This is a genomic window from Devosia sp., assembly GCF_028290435.1.
Lineage (GTDB): Bacteria > Pseudomonadota > Alphaproteobacteria > Rhizobiales > Devosiaceae > Devosia.
Window position 1 is genome coordinate 18,749 of record NZ_JAQGJV010000051.1, and the last position, 23,235, is coordinate 41,983.

General features: G+C 62.2%; 19 protein-coding genes. 5 read left to right on the forward strand and 14 right to left on the reverse strand.

All coding sequences use genetic code 11. From position 1 onward, the window contains the following. Positions 1–272: 272 nt before the first annotated feature. Positions 273–1,742 (reverse strand): hypothetical protein, encoded by a 1,470-nt coding sequence (locus JWP26_RS11890; protein ID WP_299727613.1) that lies wholly within the window; start codon positions 1,740–1,742, stop codon positions 273–275. Positions 1,743–2,181: 439 nt separating this feature from the next. Here JWP26_RS11890 and JWP26_RS11895 point away from each other — a divergent pair, with 439 nt between their 5' ends. After that, entirely contained in the window at positions 2,182–2,922 is a 741-nt protein-coding gene (locus JWP26_RS11895) for an SDR family oxidoreductase (protein WP_299727616.1), read from the forward strand. 133 nt (positions 2,923–3,055) lie between these two features. Here the strand turns inward: JWP26_RS11895 and nagA are convergent, their stop codons facing one another. The 3 genes from nagA to JWP26_RS11910 are packed head-to-tail and all read right to left on the reverse strand — an operon-like array spanning position 3,056 to position 6,026. Beyond that, positions 3,056–4,216: an N-acetylglucosamine-6-phosphate deacetylase gene (gene nagA, locus JWP26_RS11900; protein WP_299727619.1), complete on the reverse strand. Its 1,161-nt coding sequence runs from the start codon at positions 4,214–4,216 to the stop codon at positions 3,056–3,058. Beyond that, the gene (locus tag JWP26_RS11905; RefSeq protein WP_299727748.1) at positions 4,213–5,223 is read right to left on the reverse strand and encodes an SIS domain-containing protein; all 1,011 of its coding nucleotides are present in this window, start codon (positions 5,221–5,223) and stop codon (positions 4,213–4,215) included. Before JWP26_RS11905 ends, nagA begins: the two co-directional genes overlap by 4 nt. A gap of 20 nt (positions 5,224–5,243) precedes the next feature. Continuing rightward, positions 5,244–6,026, reverse strand: a complete 783-nt coding sequence (locus JWP26_RS11910) for a GntR family transcriptional regulator (protein ID WP_299727622.1) — start codon at positions 6,024–6,026, stop codon at positions 5,244–5,246. Positions 6,027–6,286: 260 nt separating this feature from the next. Here JWP26_RS11910 and JWP26_RS11915 point away from each other — a divergent pair, with 260 nt between their 5' ends. After that, positions 6,287–7,186, forward strand: coding sequence for an N-acetylmuramic acid 6-phosphate etherase (locus JWP26_RS11915; protein WP_299727625.1), 900 nt, complete (start codon positions 6,287–6,289; stop codon positions 7,184–7,186). 146 nt (positions 7,187–7,332) lie between these two features. On the opposite strand, the gene JWP26_RS11920 is transcribed toward JWP26_RS11915, so the two are convergent. Genes JWP26_RS11920 through JWP26_RS11930 form a run of 3 tightly spaced genes read right to left on the reverse strand, consistent with a single transcriptional unit; the run spans position 7,333 to position 9,552 of the window. Then, on the reverse strand, positions 7,333–8,394 hold the full coding sequence (locus JWP26_RS11920; protein WP_299727627.1) for a D-TA family PLP-dependent enzyme: 1,062 nt from the start codon (positions 8,392–8,394) through the stop codon (positions 7,333–7,335). Continuing rightward, positions 8,391–9,167 (reverse strand): SDR family oxidoreductase, encoded by a 777-nt coding sequence (locus tag JWP26_RS11925; RefSeq protein WP_299727630.1) that lies wholly within the window; start codon positions 9,165–9,167, stop codon positions 8,391–8,393. The genes JWP26_RS11920 and JWP26_RS11925 overlap by 4 nt, the downstream gene beginning before the upstream one ends. Before the next feature lies 1 nt (position 9,168). Then, a complete protein-coding gene (locus JWP26_RS11930) occupies positions 9,169–9,552 on the reverse strand; it encodes a RidA family protein (RefSeq protein WP_299727633.1) in 384 nt (127 codons plus the stop codon). A gap of 193 nt (positions 9,553–9,745) precedes the next feature. On the opposite strand from JWP26_RS11930, the gene JWP26_RS11935 reads away from it, so the two are divergent. Further along, positions 9,746–11,206 carry a M81 family metallopeptidase gene (locus tag JWP26_RS11935; protein WP_299727636.1) on the forward strand — a complete coding sequence of 487 codons (1,461 nt, stop codon included), beginning with the start codon at positions 9,746–9,748 and terminating at the stop codon, positions 11,204–11,206. A gap of 415 nt (positions 11,207–11,621) precedes the next feature. On the opposite strand, the gene JWP26_RS11940 is transcribed toward JWP26_RS11935, so the two are convergent. The 7 genes from JWP26_RS11940 to JWP26_RS11970 form a co-directional block, all read right to left on the reverse strand. Further along, positions 11,622–13,637, reverse strand: a complete 2,016-nt coding sequence (locus JWP26_RS11940; protein WP_299727639.1) for a beta-N-acetylhexosaminidase — start codon at positions 13,635–13,637, stop codon at positions 11,622–11,624. Positions 13,638–13,663: 26 nt separating this feature from the next. Next, positions 13,664–14,530, reverse strand: a complete 867-nt coding sequence (locus tag JWP26_RS11945) for a MurR/RpiR family transcriptional regulator (RefSeq protein ID WP_299727642.1) — start codon at positions 14,528–14,530, stop codon at positions 13,664–13,666. A 122-nt stretch (positions 14,531–14,652) separates the two neighbouring features. Beyond that, complete coding sequence (locus JWP26_RS11950) at positions 14,653–15,729, reverse strand: ABC transporter ATP-binding protein (RefSeq protein ID WP_299727644.1); 1,077 nt, start codon at positions 15,727–15,729, stop codon at positions 14,653–14,655. 84 nt (positions 15,730–15,813) lie between these two features. After that, positions 15,814–17,028 carry an extracellular solute-binding protein gene (locus JWP26_RS11955; RefSeq protein ID WP_299727647.1) on the reverse strand — a complete coding sequence of 405 codons (1,215 nt, stop codon included), beginning with the start codon at positions 17,026–17,028 and terminating at the stop codon, positions 15,814–15,816. A 75-nt stretch (positions 17,029–17,103) separates the two neighbouring features. Continuing rightward, positions 17,104–17,946 carry a carbohydrate ABC transporter permease gene (locus tag JWP26_RS11960; protein WP_299727750.1) on the reverse strand — a complete coding sequence of 281 codons (843 nt, stop codon included), beginning with the start codon at positions 17,944–17,946 and terminating at the stop codon, positions 17,104–17,106. 101 nt (positions 17,947–18,047) lie between these two features. Continuing rightward, positions 18,048–18,932, reverse strand: coding sequence for a carbohydrate ABC transporter permease (locus tag JWP26_RS11965; RefSeq protein WP_299727650.1), 885 nt, complete (start codon positions 18,930–18,932; stop codon positions 18,048–18,050). Between the two features lie 11 nt (positions 18,933–18,943). Next, entirely contained in the window at positions 18,944–20,098 is a 1,155-nt protein-coding gene (locus JWP26_RS11970; protein WP_299727653.1) for a Gfo/Idh/MocA family oxidoreductase, read from the reverse strand. 453 nt (positions 20,099–20,551) lie between these two features. Here JWP26_RS11970 and JWP26_RS11975 point away from each other — a divergent pair, with 453 nt between their 5' ends. Continuing rightward, positions 20,552–21,736: an MFS transporter gene (locus JWP26_RS11975; RefSeq protein WP_299727752.1), complete on the forward strand. Its 1,185-nt coding sequence runs from the start codon at positions 20,552–20,554 to the stop codon at positions 21,734–21,736. Next, positions 21,737–23,173, forward strand: a complete 1,437-nt coding sequence (locus JWP26_RS11980; protein ID WP_299727656.1) for a M81 family metallopeptidase — start codon at positions 21,737–21,739, stop codon at positions 23,171–23,173. The last annotated feature ends 62 nt before the right edge of the window (positions 23,174–23,235 follow it).

The following is a 23,235-nucleotide window of genomic DNA, read 5'->3' on the forward strand; positions in this document are numbered from 1 at the left end:
TCCGATTCCAGGCCTTTTCCGCACTGGCCGGAAGCTAGAGCATTTCGGGCCGCGATGGAACGGAAATGGACGGGTTAAAGCATCGCAGATTCATGGATTGCCGGGCTTGTCCGGGCAATTCAACGATCTCGCAAAGACCCTGGAGGGCCCGGTGGTGACGGTGGGGAGCGAACGGGATTCAACGGAAAGTGCCGTGCCCAAAATCCGGCTTCAGAACAAAAGAAAAGGCCCGGCGTGAGCCGGGCCTTTCCGTAGAAGGAGCTTTAGAAGACTTATTCGAAGGTCTTCGCAGCCTTGTAGGTTGCGCGGTAAGCGCCTTCCGAAGTGGCCTGGCCCTTGATCGAGGAGGTGAAACCACCGCCCGGAGCCCAAGCCAGTTCAGCCGAACCGTAAACCACTGCATCGTTGAAATCGAACACGGTGACAGCAGTCGTATCGCGCCAGTAAGCGCCAACTTCGCCGGTGACCTTGATGGTCTCGGAGACAGCAGCGACCAGCTGAGCAGCAACCTGGAGGGTGTTCTCATCACCAACGGTGAGGTCGTTGTTGAAGTAACGAGCGCCGAGGTTGATCTTTACGCCATCAGTGATAGCAGCACCGATCGAGCCACCGATACCGAAGCCGTTGCTTTCAGTGCCAGCAGTCGTGTTCTCGGCGCGAGCATATTCACCCGACAGAGCAACGGTGAACATGTCGAAGGTTGCTTCGCCAGTCAGCATTGCGTGAAGGGTGTTGGACTCATCACCGCCGAAGCTGGTGTAGTCCTTGCCGAGGTAGCCAACAGCCGCACGGACGCGGAAGTTGTCGAAGGTGCCGGTTGCGCCAGCGTGGACGCCCCAAGCATCAACCTGACCGTCGAGAACGCCGATAGCAAGACCAGTGACGTGGGCAGTGATGCCTTCGCCAGCATAGCTCAGCACGCCAACCAGGGTGCCAGCGCCATGTGCGTTGGTCAGAAGGCCATCAGCATCCGCGCCATTGAGGTTTTCGAGGCCAACGCCAACGTTCAGGCCATTGCCGAGGTCGGAAACGACCTGGATGACATGCTCGCCAGTGAAGTTAACACGATCGCCATCGGCGTCGAAGCCAACGCCGTCATCGACAGCGTCCCAAGCAAACAGCTTGGTGAAGTTGAAGGGCTCGCTGTCGCCGAAGTTAGCAATCGAGGACTTCTTACCAGCCATGATGACGGTCGAGTCACCGATGGAGACGTAACCTTCGTCGATGTAGAAGTCGCGGTTGTCGACTTCGCCAATGCTCGTTGCGGTCAGGGCAGCGCCGCCAAGCTGAACGCCATCGGCACCAACTTCGCCTTCGTTGATGTAACGGGTCTGGCTAACCGACTTGATCTTGAGAACTGCCTTGGCAGGACCGAAGTCGCTGTCGGCGGTGCCAACAAACTTCAGCCAAGCTTCGACCTTGCTGTCATAGTCGGTCTCAAAACCATCGGCACCGACAACGTCGCCGCTCGAACCAATGATGCCATAGGAACCAACTGGCGTCACAGCAACGATCAGATCGCTACCGATAGTATTGCCCTGGCGGTAGTCGCCCCAGTTGAATTCATACGAAACGCCGCCCGAGATCTGCAGGCAGTTGGTGTCGGACGAGATCGTCAGGCCGGAAATGCCAAGCGCGTCGCAAACGTCAAGCGACGTCAGCACGCCCAGATCGGCAGCGAAAGCACCGGTCGAGAGACCAGCGGCAGCAACGGTACCGAGGATAAGGCTCTTGAGTTTCATTATTTGACCTCCAAAGTCAGTCATTCTTGGTGCCGGTTACCCGGCGGTTTGTCGAAACGCGACCACACTATCGTGGTGCAGTGTGTTGCCGTCGCGTTGCGACCGACAAACGATCCCATGCATGGATTCGCAAGACCCACTCTACGCATGCCTACCGAGGACGCAATCATGCAAAAGCCCTTTTGGCGCCGCCACAATATGGTTGCAGGGTTGTTGTTGCAGATTCAGCACAGGTTTCGAAACCTCTTGTTAACCCGGCTGAACGAGGGGTTAAATATTGCGCGTTCGCAAGGCCTTAGCAGTTAACCAGCACGGTAAACACACGGTTTTGCCGCGCATTATCGAATTCTGATGCTATGGCATTGGTGGCGACAAACGGCGCAATTGCGTCGGGATAGTGGACCGAAAGCGGCGAAAAGCGCCCAAGGGAGAGACAAGAATGACAGCGACCAAGGTGGCGGTAATAACAGGCGGCGGCTCGGGAATCGGCCGTGCGGCGGCGCTGGGTTTCGCGGGCGCGGGCTACAAAACCGCCATTTGCGGGCGCCGCACCGAGGCACTGGAAGCGGTCAGCGCAGAGACCGGCGGATATTGGGGACAGTGCGACGTCACCGATCCGGCCGAGGTCGCCAAGTTTTTCGCGGGCGTAAAGGCGGAGTTCGGCCAGATCGACGTGGTGTTCAACAATGCGGGGCGATCGGCGCCGGCGGTGTCGTTTGGCGATGTCGACGTGGTGACCTGGCGGGACATGATCGATACCAATCTCAACGGCGCCTTCTATGTGGCGCGCGAGGCGTTCCGGATCATGCGGGACCAGACGCCACAGGGCGGCCGCATCATCAACAATGGCTCGATCTCGGCCGATGTGCCCCGGCCGGGCGCCGCCGCCTATAATGCATCCAAGCACGCGATCACGGGGCTGACCAAGACCATCTCGCTGGACGGACGCGCCTTCAATATCGCCTGCGGGCAGATCGATATCGGCAATGCGGCGACGGATATGACCAGCAAGATGAGCGGCGGCGTGCTGCAGGCCAATGGCACGATCATGCCGGAGCCGCGCATGGACGTGGTTAATGTGGTGGATGGGTTGTTGTATATGGCCGGGTTGCCGCTGAGCGCCAATGTGCAGTTCATGACAGTCATGGCCACCACCATGCCCTACATCGGTCGCGGCTAACCAATTGGCTGAGGCCGGTCTGCAAACGGCGGTTCTCTCCGCTTCCGGTCCTCACGTACAGAAGTACGCTCCGGTCCGGTTCTCGAACACCGACATTTTCGACTCGGCCTGAGCTGATCTCGATCGCACCTAACTAGGCGCGGAAAACCTCGACGCCGTCGATCCAGGTGGCGCGGACTTTTCGGTCGTCGGACAGGTGCACGAAGCTGGCTGAGGCATTGGCCATCAGGTGTCCGTGGCTCGCTGTCAGGCCCATGGCTTCGGCGGGATAGAACGAGGCCATGCGGATCGCTTCGTCCAGCTCGAGGCCGATGCGGTCCACCATGAAATTGACGGCGTCGATCATGTCGAGATCGGCGCCGGCCAGCGTTCCATCGGCGGTGCGCAGGGCGCCGTCGCTGCGGGTAATGGTGCGGCCATTCAGGGTGAAGGATGTCAGGTCGGTGCCAGTCTGCGACATGGCGTCGGTGACGAGGAAGATCCGGCCGGGACCACGCTTGGCGCGCAGGGCGCTGCCGATGGTGGCTGGGTGGACATGGATGCCATCGGCGATCAAGCCGGCAAAGACCGCGGGCCGATCCAGTACGGCGCCAGCCACGCCGGGCTCGCGGTTGCCCAATTGGCTCATGGCGTTGAAAAGGTGCGTTGCCATGCTGGCGCCGGCATCGAAGGCACGTGATGCGACGTCATAGGACGCGTCCGAGTGGCCAATGCTGACGACGATGCCGGCGGCAGTGAGTTTGGCGATCTGTGCGGGCGTGACGGTTTCCGGTGCAATCGTGCAAATGAGATTGGGCACGAGGTCTTTGGCGGCGATGATGCGGGCCATGTCGGCGTCGTCCATGGGGCGGATCAAGGCGGGGTCGTGCGTGCCCTTGCGGGCAACCGACAGGTGCGGACCCTCCAGATGCAGGCCGATGAAGCCGGGGACGCGCTCGCGATAAGCCGCCGCGCCCGCCGCTATGGCGGCAATGTTGACCTCGACGGTGTCGGTAATCAGCGTGGGCAGGAGTGCAGTCGTGCCGAATTGCGCGTGGGCGGCGCAGATGGTGCGGATGCCGTCGAGCGACGGATCGTTATTGAACAGGACGCCGCCGCCGCCATTGACCTGCAGGTCGACAAAGCCGGGGACGATCATGCCGCCGTCGAGCACGACACGGCGGGCATTGTCCGGCACTGCATCGGCCGGGGAGATGCCGGTGACGTAGCCGAACTCGGCTAGCAGCGCCGCATCGTCGTGCCAGGCTTGCCCGTCAAAGATGCGGGCGCCGGAAATGGCGAGAAGATCGCTCATATGGTTTCCGTGACTTTCTTGAGGGCCGGTGGAACGTCGGGGTTGAGGCCGCGATGGCGCGACAGCGCCTCGACAAATCCATAGAATGACACGATCAGCGCCAGCGGATCGGTTATCGGGTGGCCAGTGGCAGCAAAGGGTAGCGCCTTGGCGGCGCCAGGACGCTCGCTGGTCAGGAAGGCCAGGGCGCCCTGCCCGGCCAGCTTGTGGGCCATGTCGGCCACCGATGCCTCGGCGGCATCACGCGCGGCCAGACCCAGAACCGGGTAGCCGGGCGTCACAATGGCCACGGGTCCGTGCATCACTTCGGCGGCGCTGTAGGACTCGGCCTGGATGTTGCACGTTTCCTTGAACTTGAGTGCAGCTTCGTTGGCAATGGCCCAGCCGGGACCGCGGCCGAGGACGTAAAGGGCGTTGTGGCCATCGAGCGCGGTGACCATCTCGGACCAGTCGCAGGCAACGGCTTTGGCCAGAGATTCGGGGAGCGCATGGACGGCAGTATTCAAGGCCTTGTCGCCGCTCCATTCGGCGAGCAGGGCCAGCCCCGCAACGATCGAAGTGGCAAAGGTTTTGGTGGCGGCGACGCTCTTTTCGAGGCCGGCATGCAGGTCGATGGTGAAATCCGAGGCTTCAGCCAAGGGCGAGGCGGCGGTGTTGGTGATGCTGATCAGGGTGGCGCCGCTGCGGCGGGCGGACTGCGCCATGCCGACGATATCGGGGCTTTTGCCGGATTGAGAGATGGCTATGGCGGCGGCGCTATCGAGCTTGAGGTCGCGGCCATAGATCGAGGCTATGGAGGGGCCGATGGAGGCGACCGGTAGGCCCAGGGTCAGCTCGATGGCGTATTTGAGATAGGCGCAGGCGTGGTCGGACGAACCGCGCGCGACAGTGACCACGATGGAGGGGTCTTTTTCGCGCAACGCCGCGGCCGCGGCGGACAACGTGCCGGCGCTCTGGGTGAGGAAGTTGGCGACGACGTGGGGGATCTGCTCGATCTCGGCGCGCATATGGGTCTGGTTGGTCAGGGTCAAGGCTTGGTGCCTCCGGAACTGTCGCCGAGCCGCAACTCGGCGACGAAATCATAGGTATCGCCGCGATAAATCGAGCGGGTGAATTCGATGACACGACCGGACGCCAGATAGGACGTCCGCTCGATATTGAGGCCGGCCGAGCCCTCGGGGACCTGGAGCAGGCCGGCATCCTCTGCGCCGAGATTGGCGGCGCGAATGCGCTGGATGGCGCGAACCGGGCGATTGCCGCTTTTGTCGAGATGCTTATAGAGCGAGTCGACGATGGCGAGGGGTTCGGGCAGAATTTCGCTGGAGAGACTGGCGCGCTCGATGGCAAGCGGCGTATCGCCGGTGAGGCGCAGGCGCGAAATGCGGGCGACGCGGTCAGACGCGGTCAGGCCCAGAATCAGCATTTCATCGGGCGATGGCAGATAGAGCCCGCGATCCAGCCATTGGGCGCGAACAACCATGCCGCGCCGGGCCATGTCGTCGGTGAATGAAGTGAGCTGCGACAGCGATTGTTCGACACGCTGCGTGCGTGGGGCGACGAAGGTGCCTGAGCCGTGGCGCTGCACCAGGATGCCATCGCGCACCAATTGCAGCACGGCCTTGCGCACCGTCACGCGGGAGACATCGACTTTTTGCGCGAGATCGCGCTCGGAGGGCAGCGCATCGCCGGGATTGATCTGGCCTGAGTGGATGGCGTCTTCGATCCAGCGCTTGAGCTGCAGATATAGGGGCCCGCCGGAGGGCAGAACCACACTCTGATCGGCAAAAAAACGCTCGGACAGATCAGCCAAAACTCTTCAACCCCGCTCCAACGCCAAACTACTAAGAGGCGTAACCGTCGCATGGCAATGCGTCCAATGGAAAATTGGGCGCCACTTATAATACCAATAAAATACCATTCACCAAGTGCAAAAGGAAGATTTCTGCACAGCGTCACAAAGCATGGGCCGCCTCACATTTCTGGAGAGTTTGGTCGGATTATCGCACCGAAAAGCGGCAGCCGGTGGACAAGTGGTATTTTTTTGGCATTATCGGCGAGAAGGAGTTTCGCATGGCCACAGCACAAACGGAAATGACCCATGGCAGCGCCAAGGGGCTAGATTTGCTCGCCCCGCATGACGCTTTGCGGATTCTGGCCGTGGCACAAGCCGAGGCGGCTCGCGTCGTGGAAACAGCAATCCCCGAGATCGCCGCTGCGGCGCAATTGGCGGCTGATTGCGTGGCGGCCGGCGGGCAGTTGATTTATGCGGCGGCTGGCAGTTCGGGTTTGATGGCACTGGCGGACGGGCTGGAATTGCCGGGGACTTACGGCATCCCCAACGCGCGGATCAAGATTCTGCTGGCGGGCGGCGTTGCCGGGCTATCCGACATGGCGGGCGCGCCGGAGGATGACGAAGACGAGGCGCGGGCAGCCATGGAAGGCGCCGGCGTCAAGGCCGGCGACTGCGTGATCGCGGTGACGGCGAGTGGGCGGACACCGTTTCCGCTGACGGCGGTGCGGGTGGCGCGGGCGGCAGGCGCGAAAACCATCGGTATCGCCAACAATGCTGGTGCGGCGCTGTTCGAACTGGTGGACGTGGCGATTTGCCTGCCGACGCCGCCGGAGGTGATCGCCGGCTCGACGCGCATGGGCGCGGGCACGGCACAGAAGATCGCGCTCAATATGCTGTCGACCATGATGGCGATCCATCTCGGCCATGTGCATGACGGCTATATGGTCAACGTACTGGCGGACAATATCAAGCTGAAGGATCGGGCCAGGCGGATTGTGATGGCGGTGACCGGGGTTTCGGAGGACGTAGCCGCGCAAGCGTTGGACGCGGCGGATGGGCGCGTGAAGGTGGCGATAGTGTTGGCTGCTGGAGCGGAGAATGTGTCGAGGGCGGCCGGGCTGTTGGCACAGAGCGAAGGCAAGTTACGGCCAGCACTTGCAATTCTGGGCAAGCGGTAAGAATCCCCCTCACCCGGCCTCCGCTTCGCTCGGCCACCCTCTCCCCGACGGGGAGAGGAATCCTGAGAAATCGGCGCTTCTTATTCTTCTCGCCGTCGGGGAGAAGGTGGCCCGGCGCAGCCGGGACGGATGAGGGCGTCTGCCCGTCAGTCCACCCTGCCCCGCGCGGCCACCGGCGCGCGCTCAACGAGCTTGCCACCCGAAATCAAATTGACCTCGTCAAACAGGTTGCTGACTACGCAGGCGTGGTTGGGGATGACTCGGAGTTTTTCGCCGATGGCGGGCTTTTGGGCGCAGTTGGTCAGGTCGATATGGCCGTGCTCTTCGCTGAGGCCGGTGATGACGGCGTCGGGATAGGCTTCGATATAGCCGAAGCCGACCATGCCGAGGGTGTCGCTGGTGAGGGATTTGGAGCCGGCGTCGATGATGGCGCGGTTTTCGGTGGGGCGGCTGACGACGGTGGCGAGAACGGTCAGCGCGCAGTCGTCGAAGGTGCCGACGTTCCGCGCCACTTGGGAGCGGTCCATGTAGATGTAGGTGCCGGGGCGGTGCTCGGTGGCGGCGGTCACTTCGTGGGCGCGCCATAGATCGGGCGAGCCGCCATTGGAGATGATGCGGGCGGGCAGATTGGCGGCGATCAGCGCATCGCGCGCGGAGGCCAGCCAGGCGGCGTTGGCTTCGACCTGGCCGGCGGCCGGATAGGTCATCAGGCCGTCGAAGACGAGGCCGGGCGCGGCGGAGATGTATTGGGCGAGAATGACGGCGTCCGCAGGTGACTGGACGCCGCAGCGGCCCATGCCGGTGTCGCATTCGACTAGGACGCGGAGCGGTTTTTCGGCATTGGCGAAGGTGGCGGACAGGCCATCGACGGTGATGGTGCTATCGGCTGTGGCAGCGATAGTGATGCGCTCGTTGAGGGCGCGCAGGCGGGCGAGTTTTTCGGCGCCGAGAATGTTGTAGGGCAGGAAGATATCGGTGATGCCGGCATCGGCCATGACTTCGGCTTCGCCGAGCTTTTGCACGGTGATGCCGATGGCGCCGAGTTCGATCGCGCGCTTGGCGAAGCGCGGCAGCTTGTGGGTTTTGATGTGGGGGCGTAGCGGCAGGCCATGTGCATCGGCATAGGCTTGGGCGCGGGACAGATTGGCCTCGACGCGATCTATATCGATGAGGACGGCGGGGGTGTCGATGTCGGTGAAATCGGTCATTTTGGAGCTTTCAGCACATCATTGACGAAGCGGAGATTGCCGGCGGTGAGGCCTGCATCGACCGGGAGCACGGTGCCGGTAATGCCGGAGGCGGCGGGCGAGGCAAGGAAGGCTACGGCGTCGGCGACCTCCGTGGGCGAGACCAGGCGGCCGAGCGGATAGTGGGGCAGCACGTTATCCAGCAGGTTCGGATTGGCGGCGAGGCGGTGATCCCAGGCGGGAGTGCGGACCGAGCCGGGGGCGACGACATTGGCGCGGACGCCTTGCCCGCCGCGCTCAAGCGCGATGGCCTTGGCATAGGCGATGAGGCCGGCCTTGGCAGCGGAATAGGCCGGATTGCCGTAATGCGCGATTCCATTGACCGAGGAGATGAACACCAAGCTGCCGGAGCCGCGGGCCGCCATGGCTTCGATGATCGGGGCAGTCAGCGCGTAGGCGCCGTTGAGGTTGATGGCGACTTCGGATGCCCAGACTGCGGGATCGACCTGATCGAGGATTTCGGCGCGGGTGAAGCCGGCATTGGAGACGACGACGTCAGGGACGCCGTGTTCGGCGATGTAGGCGGTGACCGCCGCGGTGGTCGCGGCCATGTCGGCGAGGTCGCAGACCAGGGTGTGGTCGAGGCCGAGGTCGGCGAGCAGAGCCGGATCGCGATCGGCGCCGGAGACCTGGGCGCCAGCGGCCTTGAAGGCAGCGACCAGAGCGTGGCCGATGCCGCCGCCGGCGCCGGTGATGAGGACGGTCTGGCCGTCGAGGCGGAGGAACGCGTTCATATCATGGTGCCTTATAGGCGGTGCATTCGATCTCGACCTTGCAGTCGACCATCATGTGGGCCTGAACGGCAGCGCGGGCCGGCGGGTTCTCGCCAAAATAGCTCTTGTAGACGGCATTGAAGCTCCAGAAATCGCGCGGATCATCGAGCCAGACGCCGCAGCGGACGACGTGTTCGAGGCCGTAGCCGGCTTCCTCGAGGATGGCGACGAGGTTGGCGATGGTCTTGTGGGTCTGCTCGACAATGCCGCCATTGATGATCTCGCCGTTTTCCATAGCTACCTGCCCGGAAACGAAGAGAAAGCCGCCGGCTTCGACGGCGCGGGCAAAGGGCAAGTTCTGGCCGCCGGCACCGGATTTTTCGGCTCCATAACGCTTGATCGACATCGGACCTCCATGGGATTTCTGAAAGGGAATTTCGTAGATGATAGCTATATCGTGGCTTGGCTGGCTTTTCTTCCCCAAAATGGGGTGATTTTTGTAAATTCCTTACGTGATTGGCCTAGTTTGGCTGTGGTATCGTGACGCCACGACGCATTGTCGCCAAGCTCTATTTGATCCCCAATTGTGAGTTCATCCGTTGCGCATTTTTACCGCCGCCCTGGCCACGGAAACCAATACGTTTTCACCCATCAGCATCGACAAGCGCGCGTTCGAGGCGTCGCTGTATGCGCGGCCGGGCGAGCACCCCGCGACGCCGACACTGTGCACGGCGCCGATCACGGTGGGGCGCGAAGTTTGCGCTCGCGAGGGGTGGGAGCTAATTGAGGGAACCGCGACTTGGGCCGATCCAGCGGGGCTGATCAACCGGGCGACCTATGAGGAATTGCGTGACGAGATTCTCGGGCAGTTGCGCGCGGCCATGCCGGTGGATGGCGTAGTGCTGGGCCTGCATGGGGCGATGGTGGCGCAGGGGTACGATGACCCCGAGGGCGATTTTCTGAGCCAAGTGCGGGAAATTGTCGGGCCGGATGTGCTGGTGTGCGCGGAGCTTGATCCGCACAGTCATCTGACGGCCAAGCGGGTGGCGGCGGCGAATTTCTTCGTGGTGTTCAAGGAGTTTCCGCATACGGACTTCGTGGATCGGGCGCGGGACTTGTGGGCCATCGCGGTGCGGGCGCTGAAGGGCGAGATCAAGCCGGTGATGTCTGTGTTCGATTGCCGGATGATCGATGTGTTTCCGACGAGCAAGGACCCAATGCGCAGCTTTGTGGACCGATTGTTCGTGCTGGAGAAGAGCGATCCGGCGATCCTGTCGATTTCGGTAATCCATGGCTTCATGGCGGCGGACGTACCGGAGCTGGGCACGCGGATGCTGGTGGTCACGGATGACCGTGCGGATCTAGGCGATGCACTGGCGGAAAAGCTGGGGCGTGAGCTGTTCGCGATGCGCGGCACGTTCATGGTCAAGCAGGTGGACGAGGTTGTGGCGGTCGAGCAGGCGATGGCGGCGAGCGCTGGGCCGGTGGTGATCGCGGATGTGTGGGACAATCCGGGCGGCGGGACGGCGGGCGATGCGACGGTGTTGCTGGCGGAACTGATCCGGCGCGGGGCGACGGATGTCGCGGTGGGGACAATCTGGGACCCGATTGCGGTGCAGATCTGTTTTGCCGCTGGAGAGGGCGGGGAAATTCCGCTGAGGTTCGGGGCGAAGTCAGCGCCGGAGACGGGGTCGCCGATCGACAAGCGCGTGACTGTGCGCAAGCTGGTCAAGGATGCGCAGATGCGGTTTGGGGAGAGCTTTGCGCCGTTCGGGGATGCGGCTTGGGTGAGTTTTGATGGGATCGATGTGATCTTGAATTCAACACGGGCGCAGAGTTTTGACCCGAGCCTGTTTTCGGCGCTGGGGATCGATCCGAAATCGCGCAAGATTTTGCTGATTAAATCGACGAACCATTTTTATGACTCGTTTTCGAAGATCGCGAGCGAGATTGTGTATTGCTCGGCGGGGCGGCCCTATCCCAATACGCCGGCGACGACGGATTATCGCAAGGCAAGACGGACGATCTGGCCGATGGTGGAGAATCCTTGGGCGGACTGAAGGCGGCTAGTGGTTGATGAAGTTCACGTACTGAATGATTTCCCCAGCACGAACCAAAGCCACTCCCCTGTGTCCATATAGGGGGCCGATTCGACGGCTTCGGCAGAGCCATAATTCATCTTGGCCCAGCATCTGATCCGTCAGTGGCAGCAGCTTTTTAGGCGTCTCGCGTGTAATAAGTTCGGCCTCGAAGTTCCGAGTGAGCTCCAATAGCCACGTAATCACACCGTCGACGGACGTGCGCTCAAGAAGCACCAAATTATCGGTCTGCGGTTCCAAGAGTACGGTCCGTTGTATCCTTCCGATAGACTAGCACAGTCGATTGAGCGCGGATATCGTGGCTCCGAACACCCCCACCCCGCCTCCCCCGTCAAGGGGGAGGAGTCGGTGCGGTGGATGTGGCGAGTAGGGCGCCCTACTCCGCGGCCCAGTTGCCGTACATGATGGGCATCATGCCGGCGAAGGCCTTGAACCGGGTCCAGGACTTGCGTTCCGGGAGCGTCCACCCGGCTTCGGCGATGGCGGAGATGCGGGGGAAGACCAGGCGGTCGAAGATGGCGCGGTCGGTCATGGATTCGGACCAGATGCACGACTGCACGCCCAGCAGGTGCTGGAGCGCCTCGGTCGTCATGCCCTCGCGAGCTTCGAACATGTAGGTTTCCTCGGGGCCGGACCAGCCGGCCCAGCCGGCGCCGGGCTCGGACCAAGACACGGAATTGGCCATGTCGAGGTAGTAACGCTGGGCCGGCGAGGCGACGATGTCGTAGCCTTGCGCTGCCAGGGCGGCGTTGATTTCAACATTGCGCCAGCCGACGAGATAGGAACTGGCCTTGTCGACGGCGTCGCCATGGGCGGCTTCTTCCCAGCCGCCGGTGATGGCGCCCTTGGACGCGATGATGGCGTGGACGCGCTTGACGAAATAGCCCTGCAGGATCGCGGTGGGGGAGTCTTCGATTTCGTCGGCGCCACCGTGATTACCGAGCTGGTTGAGCTGGGCCTCATGCTTCTTGCGCATTTCGGGGCCGGCGAGCTTTTCGAGCAGGTCGAGCGCCAAAGGTGAACCGGACCAGGCGGCAAGCGGGACTTCATCGGCGCCGAGGTGAAAAATGCCGCCGGGGAAGAGTTCCAACATCTCGGTGATGACGGTTTCCAGGAAGGTGTAGGTCGCTTCCATGGCGGGGTTCAGGCAGTTGTTCGGGAAGCCCTGAACCGACTGGTATTCGCCGATCTCGTTGGGATCGCGCAGTTGCGGCAGCGATTGCAGCAGGGCGTAGCAATGGCCGGGCATGTCGATTTCGGGGACGACCTGAATGCCCAGGCTATCGGCCAGGGCGACGATCTGGCGGATCACCGGCTTGGAGTAATAGCCGCCGGTGGGGTGCGGGCCGCTGCCGAGCATGGGCGGAAGGGCCTTGCCATGGCCGCGCCAGGCGCCGATTTCGGTCAGCTCAGGATAGGCGTCGATTTCGACGCGCCAGGCCTCGTCCTCCGACAGGTGCCAGTGGAAGCGGTTCATCTTGTTCCAGGCGATCAGCTTGAGCAGGCGACTGACTTCGGCGCCGGTATAGAACTGGCGGGCGACGTCGAGATGGGTGCCGCGCCAGACCAGGCCGGGCTCGTCGCTGATGGTGCCGCCGGACGGGAAGACGAGGGTGTTCGGATGTTGCTTGGCGCCGCGCAGAATTTGGCCGGTGGTGATCAAGCCGTAGAGGAAGCCGGCGCGGGCGGTGGCGGAGATGGTGACGGCGTCTTCGGCGAAGGCGATTTCGTAGGCTTCGGCGCCGAGGCCGGATTTGGCCCTCAAGTAAACTGGTATGCCGCCTTCGGAGGCGGGGCGGACGAGGGCTTCGACGGGGAAGAGATCGTCGACCAGCTTGGCGAAAGCTGCTGCGGCCTTGGTGGCATCGTCGCCTTCAGGGAGCGGGTTGAGGCCTTGCGGAACGGCGCGGGCGCCGGTGACGGAGACGTTTTTGGGCCAGGGAATGATCGAGACCGAGACGGGTGCCTTGGCGGGCATTGGGAAGCGTGCGGCGCCCTTCAGCAGCGGGGCATTGCCGGCGGTGGAATGGGTTGGCGTGGTGATGACGGACAGAATAGTGCCGTCGGCCAGGGTCACATACGACGAATTGGCGCCATCGCTCCAGTGGCGCAGGCCGTAGGACAGGCCGCGGGCGGTGACGGTCCAGGTTTCGCCGGGGGCGAGGACGTAGCCGGCTGGTGGGGCAAACAGCGAATGGTTGGAGAGGCGCTTTTCGAGCACGCCGCCCTCGACTTCCGCCTGTGGATCGATGCGGGCGGGGCCGCTGAGGCCGAGCTTGAAATTGCTGATCGGGGCCGTGCCGTTGTTGGTCAGCTTGATCGTATAGGACAAAGGCTCGGTAGCGGTAGCCGGGGTCCAGATGGTGGCGAGATTCAACACGGGGACGGTCATGATCGAATTCCTGGATAAGGTTTTAGTCAGTCCCCGAGGGGCTGGGAGTCGTCGCCGTCGCGGTTGACGACGAGCTGGTGCTTGATGCGCCGCATGCTGGCGACGGCGGGAGGGCCGAGGCGGGTGGCGATGGTCTGGGACAGGATATCGACCATGGACAGGAACGCGTAGCGGCCGGTGGTGGGCTGGAAAATGTCGGCGTTTTCGGCGCGGTCGATCGGCAGGAGCACGTCGGCGCGCTCAGCCATGGGTGAGCGCGAGCGGGTGATCACGATGCGCGGCAGGCCATATTCACCGGCCGCCGTGAGCGCCTTGACTAGCGGCAGGTTATTGCCGCTGAGCGAGAAGGCGATGATCACGGTGCCGGCAGGGGCGCTGGCGGCGCGCATCAACTGGGCCTGGTGATCGATCGACGAGGCCACCTTGAGGCCGAGGCGGAACAGGCGCATTTCCGTCTCCGTGGCCACCATCGAGGACGAGCCGCCAGAGCCGAAGGTGAGCACGAAGCTGGATTTGATGATGGTTTCGGCGGCGCGTTCGATGGCGTCGAAATCGAGGTGGTCGAAGGTGTCGTAAATGGTGGACTGGATACCGTTGACTACGCCCTGGGCGATTTCGCGCACGCTTTTGGGGCCGTTGGCGGGCACAACATAGCGTTGGCCGACGAAGCGGCTCTGCGCCAAGCGGACCTTGAAATCAGCATAGCTATCGCAACCGAGCCGGCGGCAGAAACGGGTGACGGTGGGCGGGGAGACTTCGGCCTGAGCGGCGAGGTCGACGATGGACATTTTCAGCACGGATTCGACATCGAGCAAGATGATGTCGGTCAGCACACGCTCGGACCGGGTGAACTCGCTCTTTTCGGACTGCAGGACGCCGACGATATCGAGCATGGTTTTGGTCTCTGAAACTGGGATCGATACCATAGTCTACAAAGCCGCCCACCCCGGCCCTCCCCGGAGAGGGAGGGATAGATCGGGACTCTCGAAACGAGGGCGTCTAGTCTCTGCTCGCGTTAATAGACCGCCAGGCCGGCCGTGTCGAACAGGTGGGCGGAGGAGAGTTTGAAGCCGAGTTCAAGGGGAACGCCTTCGGAGATATCGGGCGCGCCTTCGAACAGCGCGATGAAGGTCTCGCCGCCGGGGAGATCGGCGTAGAGCACGGTGTGGATGCCCAGGTGTTCAACGATCTTGGGGGTGACAGTGAGGGTGAAATCGCTCTTGCCGAGGACGAGATGCTCGGGGCGAATGCCCAGGGTGACAGTGTCGCCGGCAACACGCTTGGTGGCGCGCGGCAGGGTGATGGTGCCGAGACTGCCGAGATCAACGGTGACATTGGTGCCGTCGGAGGTCGTGGCCTTGCCGCTGATGAAATTCATCTTGGGGCTGCCGATGAAGCTGGCGACGAACTTGTTGTCGGGCTTGTGGTAGAGCTCGAGCGGCGAGCCGATCTGCTCGATCAGGCCGGCATTCATCACCACGATCTTGTCGGCCATGGTCATGGCTTCGACCTGGTCATGGGTGACGTAGATCATGGTGGAGCCGAGCTTTTTGTGCAGTTCCATCAGCTCGATGCGCATCTCGGAGCGGAGCGCGGCGTCGAGGTTGGACAGGGGCTCGTCGAACAGGAAAATCTGGGGCTGGCGCACGATGGCGCGGCCGATGGCGACGCGCTGGCGCTGACCACCGCTGAGGGTGCCGGGGCGCTGTTCGAGGCGGGCATCGAGCTGCAGGACCTTGGCGGCGCGGGCGACGCGCTCCTTGACCTGGTCATTGGGCAGCTTCTCGACGCGCAGCGGGAAGGCGATATTTTCGAACACGGTCATATGCGGATAGAGCGCATAAGACTGGAACACCATGGCTATGCCGCGCTTGACGGGTGGCAGGTCGTTGACCACCTTGCCCGCAATGTTGATCTCGCCGCTGGTGACATCTTCCAGCCCAGCAATCATGCGCAGCAGGGTGGACTTGCCGCAGCCGGAGGGCCCGACAAAGACCACGAACTCACCCTGGGACACTTCCAGGTCGATGCCCTTGATGATCTGGGTATCGCCGAAGGATTTTTCGAGGTGCTTGAGGCTGAGCTGGGACATGGGCGCAGAGTCTCCGGTCGGGTGTGCCGACAGTTCAAAATGAGGTCCGCTGCCGCCCGGAGGCGGCAGCGGGAAGCGAAAGGCTTACTTGTACTGCTCGAGATCGGCAGCGGCCTTGGTGAGGGCAGCCTGAGGTTCGGCAGCGCCGGTGACGACGGACTGAACCATTTCGATCATGACGTTCTGCAGGCCGAGATAGTCGGTCAGCAGCGGCTCTGGGCCACCATAAGCGATGCCGTCGAAGAACGGCTTCCAGTTGGGATCGGCAGCGACGATGGCGTCGGCAGCGGCACCCGGACGCAGCGGGGTCAGACCCTGCTCGGCTTCATAGGCGGTCTGGTTTTCATCGTTGGTGATGAACTTGGCCAGATCGATGGCCTTTTCTTCAACGCCAGTGCCCTTGAACACAGCCATCGAGTCGGTGATCAGCAGCGTGCCGGGACCCTTGGCAGATGGGCCCTGGGGCAGAGTGGTGACACCCCACTTGAAGGGCGAGTCCTTGAGCAGGTTGATCGCGCCGGAGGCGGCCTGGATCATGCCCAGCTTGCCATCGAGGAAGATGGCGCGCACTTCGTTCTGTTCGTAGGCGGTCGGGCCTTCTTCGGCATAAGGAACGATGTCCTTGAGCGCGGTGAGGGCTTCCAGGTTCTGCGGGCTGTCCAGAACGATCTTGCCATCGGCATCGATGACCTGGCCGTTATTGGAATAAACCCAATGGAGGAACTGGTGCATGGTGTTGTCGAAGGTCTTGGCGACAACGCCAAAGCCGGCTGCGTCGGTCTTTTCGGAGATTGCCTTGGCGTCGGCGATTTCCTCGGCGAACGTGGTCGGTGGCTTCTCGGGATCGAGGCCCGCTGCGGTGAACAGGTCCTTGTTCCAGTACAGGGCCTTGGTGGAGAATGCGACCGGACGGCCCCACTGCTTACCATCGAACGTCACCGTGTCGGCGACGTAAGGATAGTAGCCGGCCTTTTCTTCGTCGGTCATCGGAATGTCGACGATGAGATCGTTCGAAGCGAGCTGCTTGAGCGCGCGCGAACCGATATAGGCGAGACCCACGGGGGTGCCGGCAACGGCAAGCGTGGTCACCTTATCCTGGCACTGGCCCCAGCCAACGACCTCGGGAGCAACCTTCCAACCTGGATTGGCGGCTTCCCACTTGGCGATGGTGGCGACGTGGACGGCGCTGAGCGTATCGCCGCATTCCACGAAGCTGATGGTCTGGTCCTGCGCGGCGGCATAAGCCGTCGACGCAAGCAGTGCGAGCATCGCACCACCCAGAATCCTGGTATTTTTCATTGTTATTACCTTCCCTTGCTTTACTGGCTCCCGAAGGAGCGAGTCCTTTGTCGAACGCGGCTTTGACACCACGCCCTATGTCTTGACGGCACCGGCGGTGAGGCCAGCGACGAGATAGCGCTGTAGAAATACGATCAGAATGAGCACTGGGCTGATGCCAACGAAGCTGGCAGCCATGAGCTCGTTCCACACTACTTCCTGTCGGCCAAAATAGGCGAACAGCCCGATCGGAAGCGGCATGAACTCGGTCTTGGAGTTGAATGTCAGCGCGAAGATGAACTGCTGCGCGTAGGCTCCAATGAATGTGGTGATGGCGACGACGGAAATGCCGGGCATGGCGATCGGCAGGATGACGCGGCGCAGAGTGTAAAGGCGGCTGGCGCCATCGACCCATGCGGCTTCATCCAGTTCGCGCGGAATGCGCATCATGTAGGTGCGCAGCAGCCAGATGGCCGAGGGGATGAGGAAGGCCACGCCGGGCACGATCATGGCGAAGTAGGTATTGAGAAAGCCCAGCGAGCGCATCAGCCGGTAGAGCGGGATGAGCAGCACGGCGCCGGAGAACATGTTCACCGCCAGGAACCCGGCCAGCATGATGCCACGGCCTTTGAACGGGAAGCGGGCGAAAGCGTAGGCGGCGGGGACCACCATGATCAGCACGACGACGGTGATGACGGTGGAAAGGCCGAGCGAGTTGAGAATGTAGCGCCAGAAGCCCGGCACGCTCTGCCACATGGTGAAATAGGCGGTGAGTGAGCCTTGCTCCGGCCAGAAGCTGTAGGGCGTCGAGAACAGGCGCGACAGCGGCTTCAGCGAGACCATGAAGCCTTCGATGAAGGGCGCCAGCACGAAAAACAGGAAGACGAAGATGCCGGCGTAGATCGCGACGTATTCGTACCACGTATAGCGGTCGATCATCGCCCGGACGGCCTTGGCAGGCTTCTTGACGGCGGGAACCACGGCCAGATCGTCGGCAGGATGGGCGGTCTTTTCGGCAGCTATGTTGAGGGGCTGGTCGGTCATGCCTTTTCTCCCGTGTTAATCTTTCCGACGACGCGGAAATAGGCCAGGCAGAACAGGGACAGGAAGATGCAGATCATCACCGCGCGGGCGGCGCCTTCACCGTATTTGTAGGAGCCGATGGCGGTCTTGTAGGTGTCAATGATCATGGTGGTGGTGGAGCCCGAGGGACCACCGCGGGTCAGGATCCAGATGATGTCGAACGAATTGAAGGTGGCGATCAGCGACAGCAGCGACATGGTCACCAAAGCTGGGATGATCATGGGGAAGGTGATGCGGCGGAAGCGGTAGAAGCGCCCTGCCCCATCGGTCCAGGCGGCTTCGTAGAGATCGCGCGGGATCGATTGCATGGCGGCCAGCAGGTAGATGGTGACCAGCGGGACGCCGATCCATACGTCGGTGACGATGGTGGCCCAGAACGCGGTATTGCCATAGGCCAACCATGCAATGGGGCCGTCCACGATGTGGAAATTCTGCAGCAGGCCGGAAATCATGCCGAACTGGCCATTATACATCCAGCCCCACATGAAAATGCCGATGGCCATGGGCACGACCCAAGGCGGCATGGTCAGGATGCGGAACAGCGCGCGACCGGGCACGGCGGCATTGAGCAACACGGCGCCGAAGGTGCCGACGATCATCTTGATGGAGACCGAAAAGAAGGTCCAGACGAACGTGCGGACGATCACATCGTTGAAGTTGTTCTTGAAGATTTTTTCGTAGTTCGCCCAGCCGACGAACTCGTAAGTCTTTTTCAACGCCGCATTGGTGAAGCTGAGATTGATGGTATCGACCAGCGGATAGGCGACGATTCCGATGATATAGAGAAGGGCCGGAGCCAGCAGAGCGAGAGCGAACAGGGTAGCGTTTCGAGTGCTGGTCATGGTCTATCCCCTCAGCTGGTTCGGCCGAGCGCAGCATCGAACTGCTGCCAGATCGGGGCCATGTCGATGACCGATTTGGTGCGCATGGCCTGGTCCATGGTGAGAGCCAGCAGGCCTGCTTCGAGCGCATCGACCACCGAAACCGGCAGCGGAACGCCATCAACCATGTGGCTGAGGATATCGGCGGCCATCTGCTCGTCGGCGCCGTAATGCTGGCTGAGGCCGCTTGTTTTGTAAGTGGTGTCGACCAGGCGGTCCGACGTACGACTATCGGTGACGCGCAGGAAATTGCGGATGAAGTCGCCCTCGGCCATGCCCTTGGCACCCATCACCGCAAAGCGGCGGAAATCGTCAGGAACGTTGAGATTGGTGTGGAAGGTGAGCGCGGCGCCGTTTTCGTACTGCACCATGGCGGTCTGGAAATCGATGATGTCGCCGTCGCTGTCGAACACCTTTTCGCTGCCCATCCAGCCGCTCGGCTTGCGATGGTAGACTTCCATATCGTTGATGCCGGTGGCAGCGGGGGCATTCTTGGGCACGAAGGTGCGTCGGCCGCCGAAGCTGGAAACGTAGCGGGGGCGACAGCCCATTACGCCGTTATAGAGATCCAGATCGTGGCAGCATTTTTCGAGCATGAAGCTGCCCGAATACTTCTCGTAGCGGCGCCAATCGCGCATGAAGAAAGCGCCGTGATAGGGCGGGATATGCTCTGAAGCCTCGATCGAGGTGATGTCGCCAAGCTGGCCTTCGGCCTGGGCTTTGCGCAGATCGACATAGAGCGGGGCGTAGCGCAGCACCAGGCCAACCATGAGGTTGTCCGAGCCGTATTGAGCGATCAACTCGGCCAGCGCCATGGTGTCCTCGACGGAGGTCACGACCGGCTTTTCGGTGAAAATCTTGAGGCCGCGTTCCAGCCCGATGCGGATGTATTCGAGGTGGGTGTGGTTGGGCGAGCCCACCATCAGCAGGTCGAGCTGTTCGCCATCCAGCATGGTTTCGAGCGTCGGGTATTCCTTACCGACAGAAACGCCATGTTCCTTGGTGTAGTCGAGGCCCGCAGGCGCGTCATCGACGTAAGCGACGACAGAAAAGTCATCCCGGGCAGCGGAGAACACCCGCGCCAGATAACCAAGACGATAGCCGAGGCCAATAATGCCAACCCGCATGAATGCCGTAACCCTGTTGCCCCGCCATTCTCTTAAACGGAATGGTAAGGAATTCTGTAAACTATTTTCAAGACTAGGATTGTCTCAAGTGTCATGTCAACACGAAAACAAACCAACTTCAATACCAATTTAAGCCACCCCGAAAAACGGCGCACTTTTGCGCAAAGTGCCGAAAAACTGGGCGGTTTTTGACGCTTCATTGCACAAATGGATGTGGACAAGTCGGCGACGACGCCGAATGATGCTTGAATTGGTATCGATGTGGGCTCTTCATCGGGAGACGACGATGCTGTCACTAATGAAAATTTGCAACACAACGGCCGGGCCGGCGACGCTGCAGGCGCGCCGGAGAATTGTGGTTTCCGAAGCCTACCGGCCATTCAACTCCAAACATGCGTGAAAGCCCAGTCAGATCGTGCTCGCTGGAAATGCAGGGATAAGTAGATGTCGTTCTTGAGTGTCCAGCGCCTGACCATGCTGGTGTTTTTCCTGCAGCCGGTGGCATTCGGCAGTTGGCTGCCGCGGATTCCAGATGTGCAGGAAATGCTGGGACTAGGGCCGGCGGGACTGGCCTGGGCGCTGTTGGGATTGCCGTGTGGCACGCTGCTGACGCTGCCATTCGCCGGACCGATCGTCGGCAAGATCGGGCCGCGCCGGACACTGCTGATCGGCTTCGTGCTCTATACCATTGCGGTGAGCCTACCGGCGTTGGCGATGACGCCGATCATCCTGTTCCTCTGCCTGATGCTGGCGGGCGGGGCGATTTCCTTCACCGAGCTGGGACTGAATGTTCAGGCCGACGCGGTGGAGAAATCCACCGGCTCGCTGATCATGAGCACGTCGCATGGTTTCTGGTCGCTCGGCATCATGACCGGCAGCCTGATCGGTTCGGCGCTGGCGGCGATTGGGCTGGAAGCGCGCTGGGCGATTCCACTGGTGGCGATTGTCGTGCTGCCGATTGCGCTGCTGGCGTCGCGGCAATTGCCGGATGCGGCGCCGGAGCCGCATCACAGCGAGACCGGCAAGCGCTCGGCCTGGAGCCTGCCGAGCCTGGCCCTGTTGGGAATATGCTTCTTTGTATTCGGCATCACCATGACCGAGGGGGCGATGGCCGATTGGTCGGCGGTATTCCTGCGCAAGGTGTTCGGCGCCGATGGCGGCACGGCGGGGCTGGGCTATTCGGTGTTCGCCATGATGGTGGCGGCCGGCCGGTTTGGCGGCGATCGGCTCAAAGCGCGATTCGGCGCGGTGCCGCTGGCGCGTGGCGCGGGCCTGCTGGGGCTGCTCGGCGTTGCCATCCTGCTCGTGGCATCCAATACGGCCCTGGCGCTGGTCGGCTTTGCGGTGATTGGCCTCGGCGTATCGGTGGGCTTCCCGCTGGCGGTGACGGCGGCCGCGAGCCTGACCGACCGGTCGAGTTCGGCCAATGTGGCGATCCTGAGTTTCGTGGCGCTGCTGGGTTTTCTGATCGGGCCGCCGGTGATCGGCTTCATCGCTGAGCATGTGGAAATGCGGATCGGGCTGGCGGCGCTGCTGCCGGTACTGGCAATTAGCCTGGCGCTGACAGGCCGACTGGCGATCAAGCCCACGGCCAAACGAGTGGGCGATCCGGAAGCTGAAATTCCAGGAGTGTATTGAATGCGCATTGCCGTTGCCGGACTACACACCGAATGCAGCACCTATAATCCGGTGCTGGCGCGCGAGGCCGATTTCCGCGTACTGCGCGGGCCGAGGATGCTCAAGGATGCCTATTTCGATTTCCTGACCCATTTTCCGGCCGAGTTCGTCACCATCCTGCATGCCAGGGCGATTGCCGGCGGGCCGGTGGAGCGGGCGATCTACGAGCGCTGGAAAGCGGAAATACTCGATGGCCTCAAGGCCGCGGGAAAGCTGGACGGGGTTTATCTGGCGCTGCATGGCGCGATGTATGTGGAAGGCATGTTCGACGCCGAGGGCGACTTGATCGCGGCGGTGCGCGGCGTGGTCGGGCCGGATGTGCTGATCGCGGCAAGCTACGATCTGCATGGCAATATCAGCCAGCGGATCGTCGACAACCTCGACATGTTCTCGACCTATCGGACGGCGCCGCATATCGACATCCAGGACACGATGCGGCGCTCCGTGACCATGCTGGTGCGGGCGCTGCGGACAGGCGTGCGGCCGTTCCTGGTGTGGGCGCCGGTGCCGGTGCTGCTGCCAGGCGAGCGGACCAGCACTCAGGATGAACCGGCGCGGACGTTTTACACCACCATTCACGAGGCTGAAGAGCCGACCGGCATCTGGGATGCGTCGTTTCAGGTGGGTTATGTGTGGGCGGACGAGCCGCGCGCGACAGCCTGTGCGCTGGTGACGGGGACGGATCGTGCGGCGATGGACGCGGCGGCGAAGCGGCTGGCGCAGGGCTATTGGGATGTCCGGGAGCAGTTTGTGTTCGGGCCCCAGACCGGTACCATTGAGGAATGCGTGGATTGGGCGATGGCGGCAGCTACGGGGCCGGCGGTGATTGCCGAATCGGGGGACAATCCGACGGGTGGCGGAGTCGGTGATCGGGCCGAGGTGCTGAGCACACTGCTGGCCAAGGGCGCGCAGGGCGTGGTGTTCGCCGGGATCATGGATGCGGCGGCGACCGAGGCGGCTTATGCCGCTGGAGTCGGCGGGACCATTGAGGCGAGCATCGGGGGGAGTCTGGATCCATCGAGTACGCCTGCACAGGTGACGGCGGAGGTGGTGTTCCTGCTGGATGCGCCGGAGCCGCGACTGCGCGAGGCGGTGTTGCGCATCGACGGTGTCGAGCTGGTGGTGACAGCGCGACGGCGGCCGTTTCACAATCTGGTGGACTTTGCCCGGCTGGGGCTCGATCCGAAAGCGGCGAAAATCCTCGTGGTCAAATCGGGCTATCTGTCGCCGGACCTGGGGCCACTAGCCAATCCGAGCCTGATGGCGCTGTCGCCGGGCGTTGTGGATCAGTTCGTCGAGCGGCTGGAGCGCCAGCACAAGTCCGTGCCGCAATATCCGTTCGACAAGGATTTCGCCTGGTCGCCGGCGGTGATTGGCTCGGCGCGAGCGAAGGGCTGAAAATTTTGACTGGCGTGTCGAATGGCACTTGGCCTGTTCGTTGTAAGGATGAAACAACGATC

What these genes read in the sequence shown, in the direction of transcription:
- JWP26_RS11890 (WP_299727613.1), bottom strand. Translation starts at nt 1,742, where the DNA reads ATGAAACTCAAGAGCCTTATCCTCGGTACCGTTGCTGCCGCTGGTCTC.
- JWP26_RS11895 (WP_299727616.1), top strand. Translation starts at nt 2,182, where the DNA reads ATGACAGCGACCAAGGTGGCGGTAATAACAGGCGGCGGCTCGGGAATC.
- nagA (WP_299727619.1), bottom strand. Translation starts at nt 4,216, where the DNA reads ATGAGCGATCTTCTCGCCATTTCCGGCGCCCGCATCTTTGACGGGCAA.
- JWP26_RS11905 (WP_299727748.1), bottom strand. Translation starts at nt 5,223, where the DNA reads ATGCGCGCCGAGATCGAGCAGATCCCCCACGTCGTCGCCAACTTCCTC.
- JWP26_RS11915 (WP_299727625.1), top strand. Translation starts at nt 6,287, where the DNA reads ATGGCCACAGCACAAACGGAAATGACCCATGGCAGCGCCAAGGGGCTA.
- JWP26_RS11920 (WP_299727627.1), bottom strand. Translation starts at nt 8,394, where the DNA reads ATGACCGATTTCACCGACATCGACACCCCCGCCGTCCTCATCGATATA.
- JWP26_RS11925 (WP_299727630.1), bottom strand. Translation starts at nt 9,167, where the DNA reads ATGAACGCGTTCCTCCGCCTCGACGGCCAGACCGTCCTCATCACCGGC.
- JWP26_RS11930 (WP_299727633.1), bottom strand. Translation starts at nt 9,552, where the DNA reads ATGTCGATCAAGCGTTATGGAGCCGAAAAATCCGGTGCCGGCGGCCAG.
- JWP26_RS11940 (WP_299727639.1), bottom strand. Translation starts at nt 13,637, where the DNA reads ATGACCGTCCCCGTGTTGAATCTCGCCACCATCTGGACCCCGGCTACC.
- JWP26_RS11945 (WP_299727642.1), bottom strand. Translation starts at nt 14,530, where the DNA reads ATGCTCGATATCGTCGGCGTCCTGCAGTCCGAAAAGAGCGAGTTCACC.
- JWP26_RS11950 (WP_299727644.1), bottom strand. Translation starts at nt 15,729, where the DNA reads ATGTCCCAGCTCAGCCTCAAGCACCTCGAAAAATCCTTCGGCGATACC.
- JWP26_RS11955 (WP_299727647.1), bottom strand. Translation starts at nt 17,028, where the DNA reads ATGAAAAATACCAGGATTCTGGGTGGTGCGATGCTCGCACTGCTTGCG.
- JWP26_RS11960 (WP_299727750.1), bottom strand. Translation starts at nt 17,946, where the DNA reads ATGATCGACCGCTATACGTGGTACGAATACGTCGCGATCTACGCCGGC.
- JWP26_RS11965 (WP_299727650.1), bottom strand. Translation starts at nt 18,932, where the DNA reads ATGACCAGCACTCGAAACGCTACCCTGTTCGCTCTCGCTCTGCTGGCT.
- JWP26_RS11970 (WP_299727653.1), bottom strand. Translation starts at nt 20,098, where the DNA reads ATGCGGGTTGGCATTATTGGCCTCGGCTATCGTCTTGGTTATCTGGCG.
- JWP26_RS11980 (WP_299727656.1), top strand. Translation starts at nt 21,737, where the DNA reads ATGCGCATTGCCGTTGCCGGACTACACACCGAATGCAGCACCTATAAT.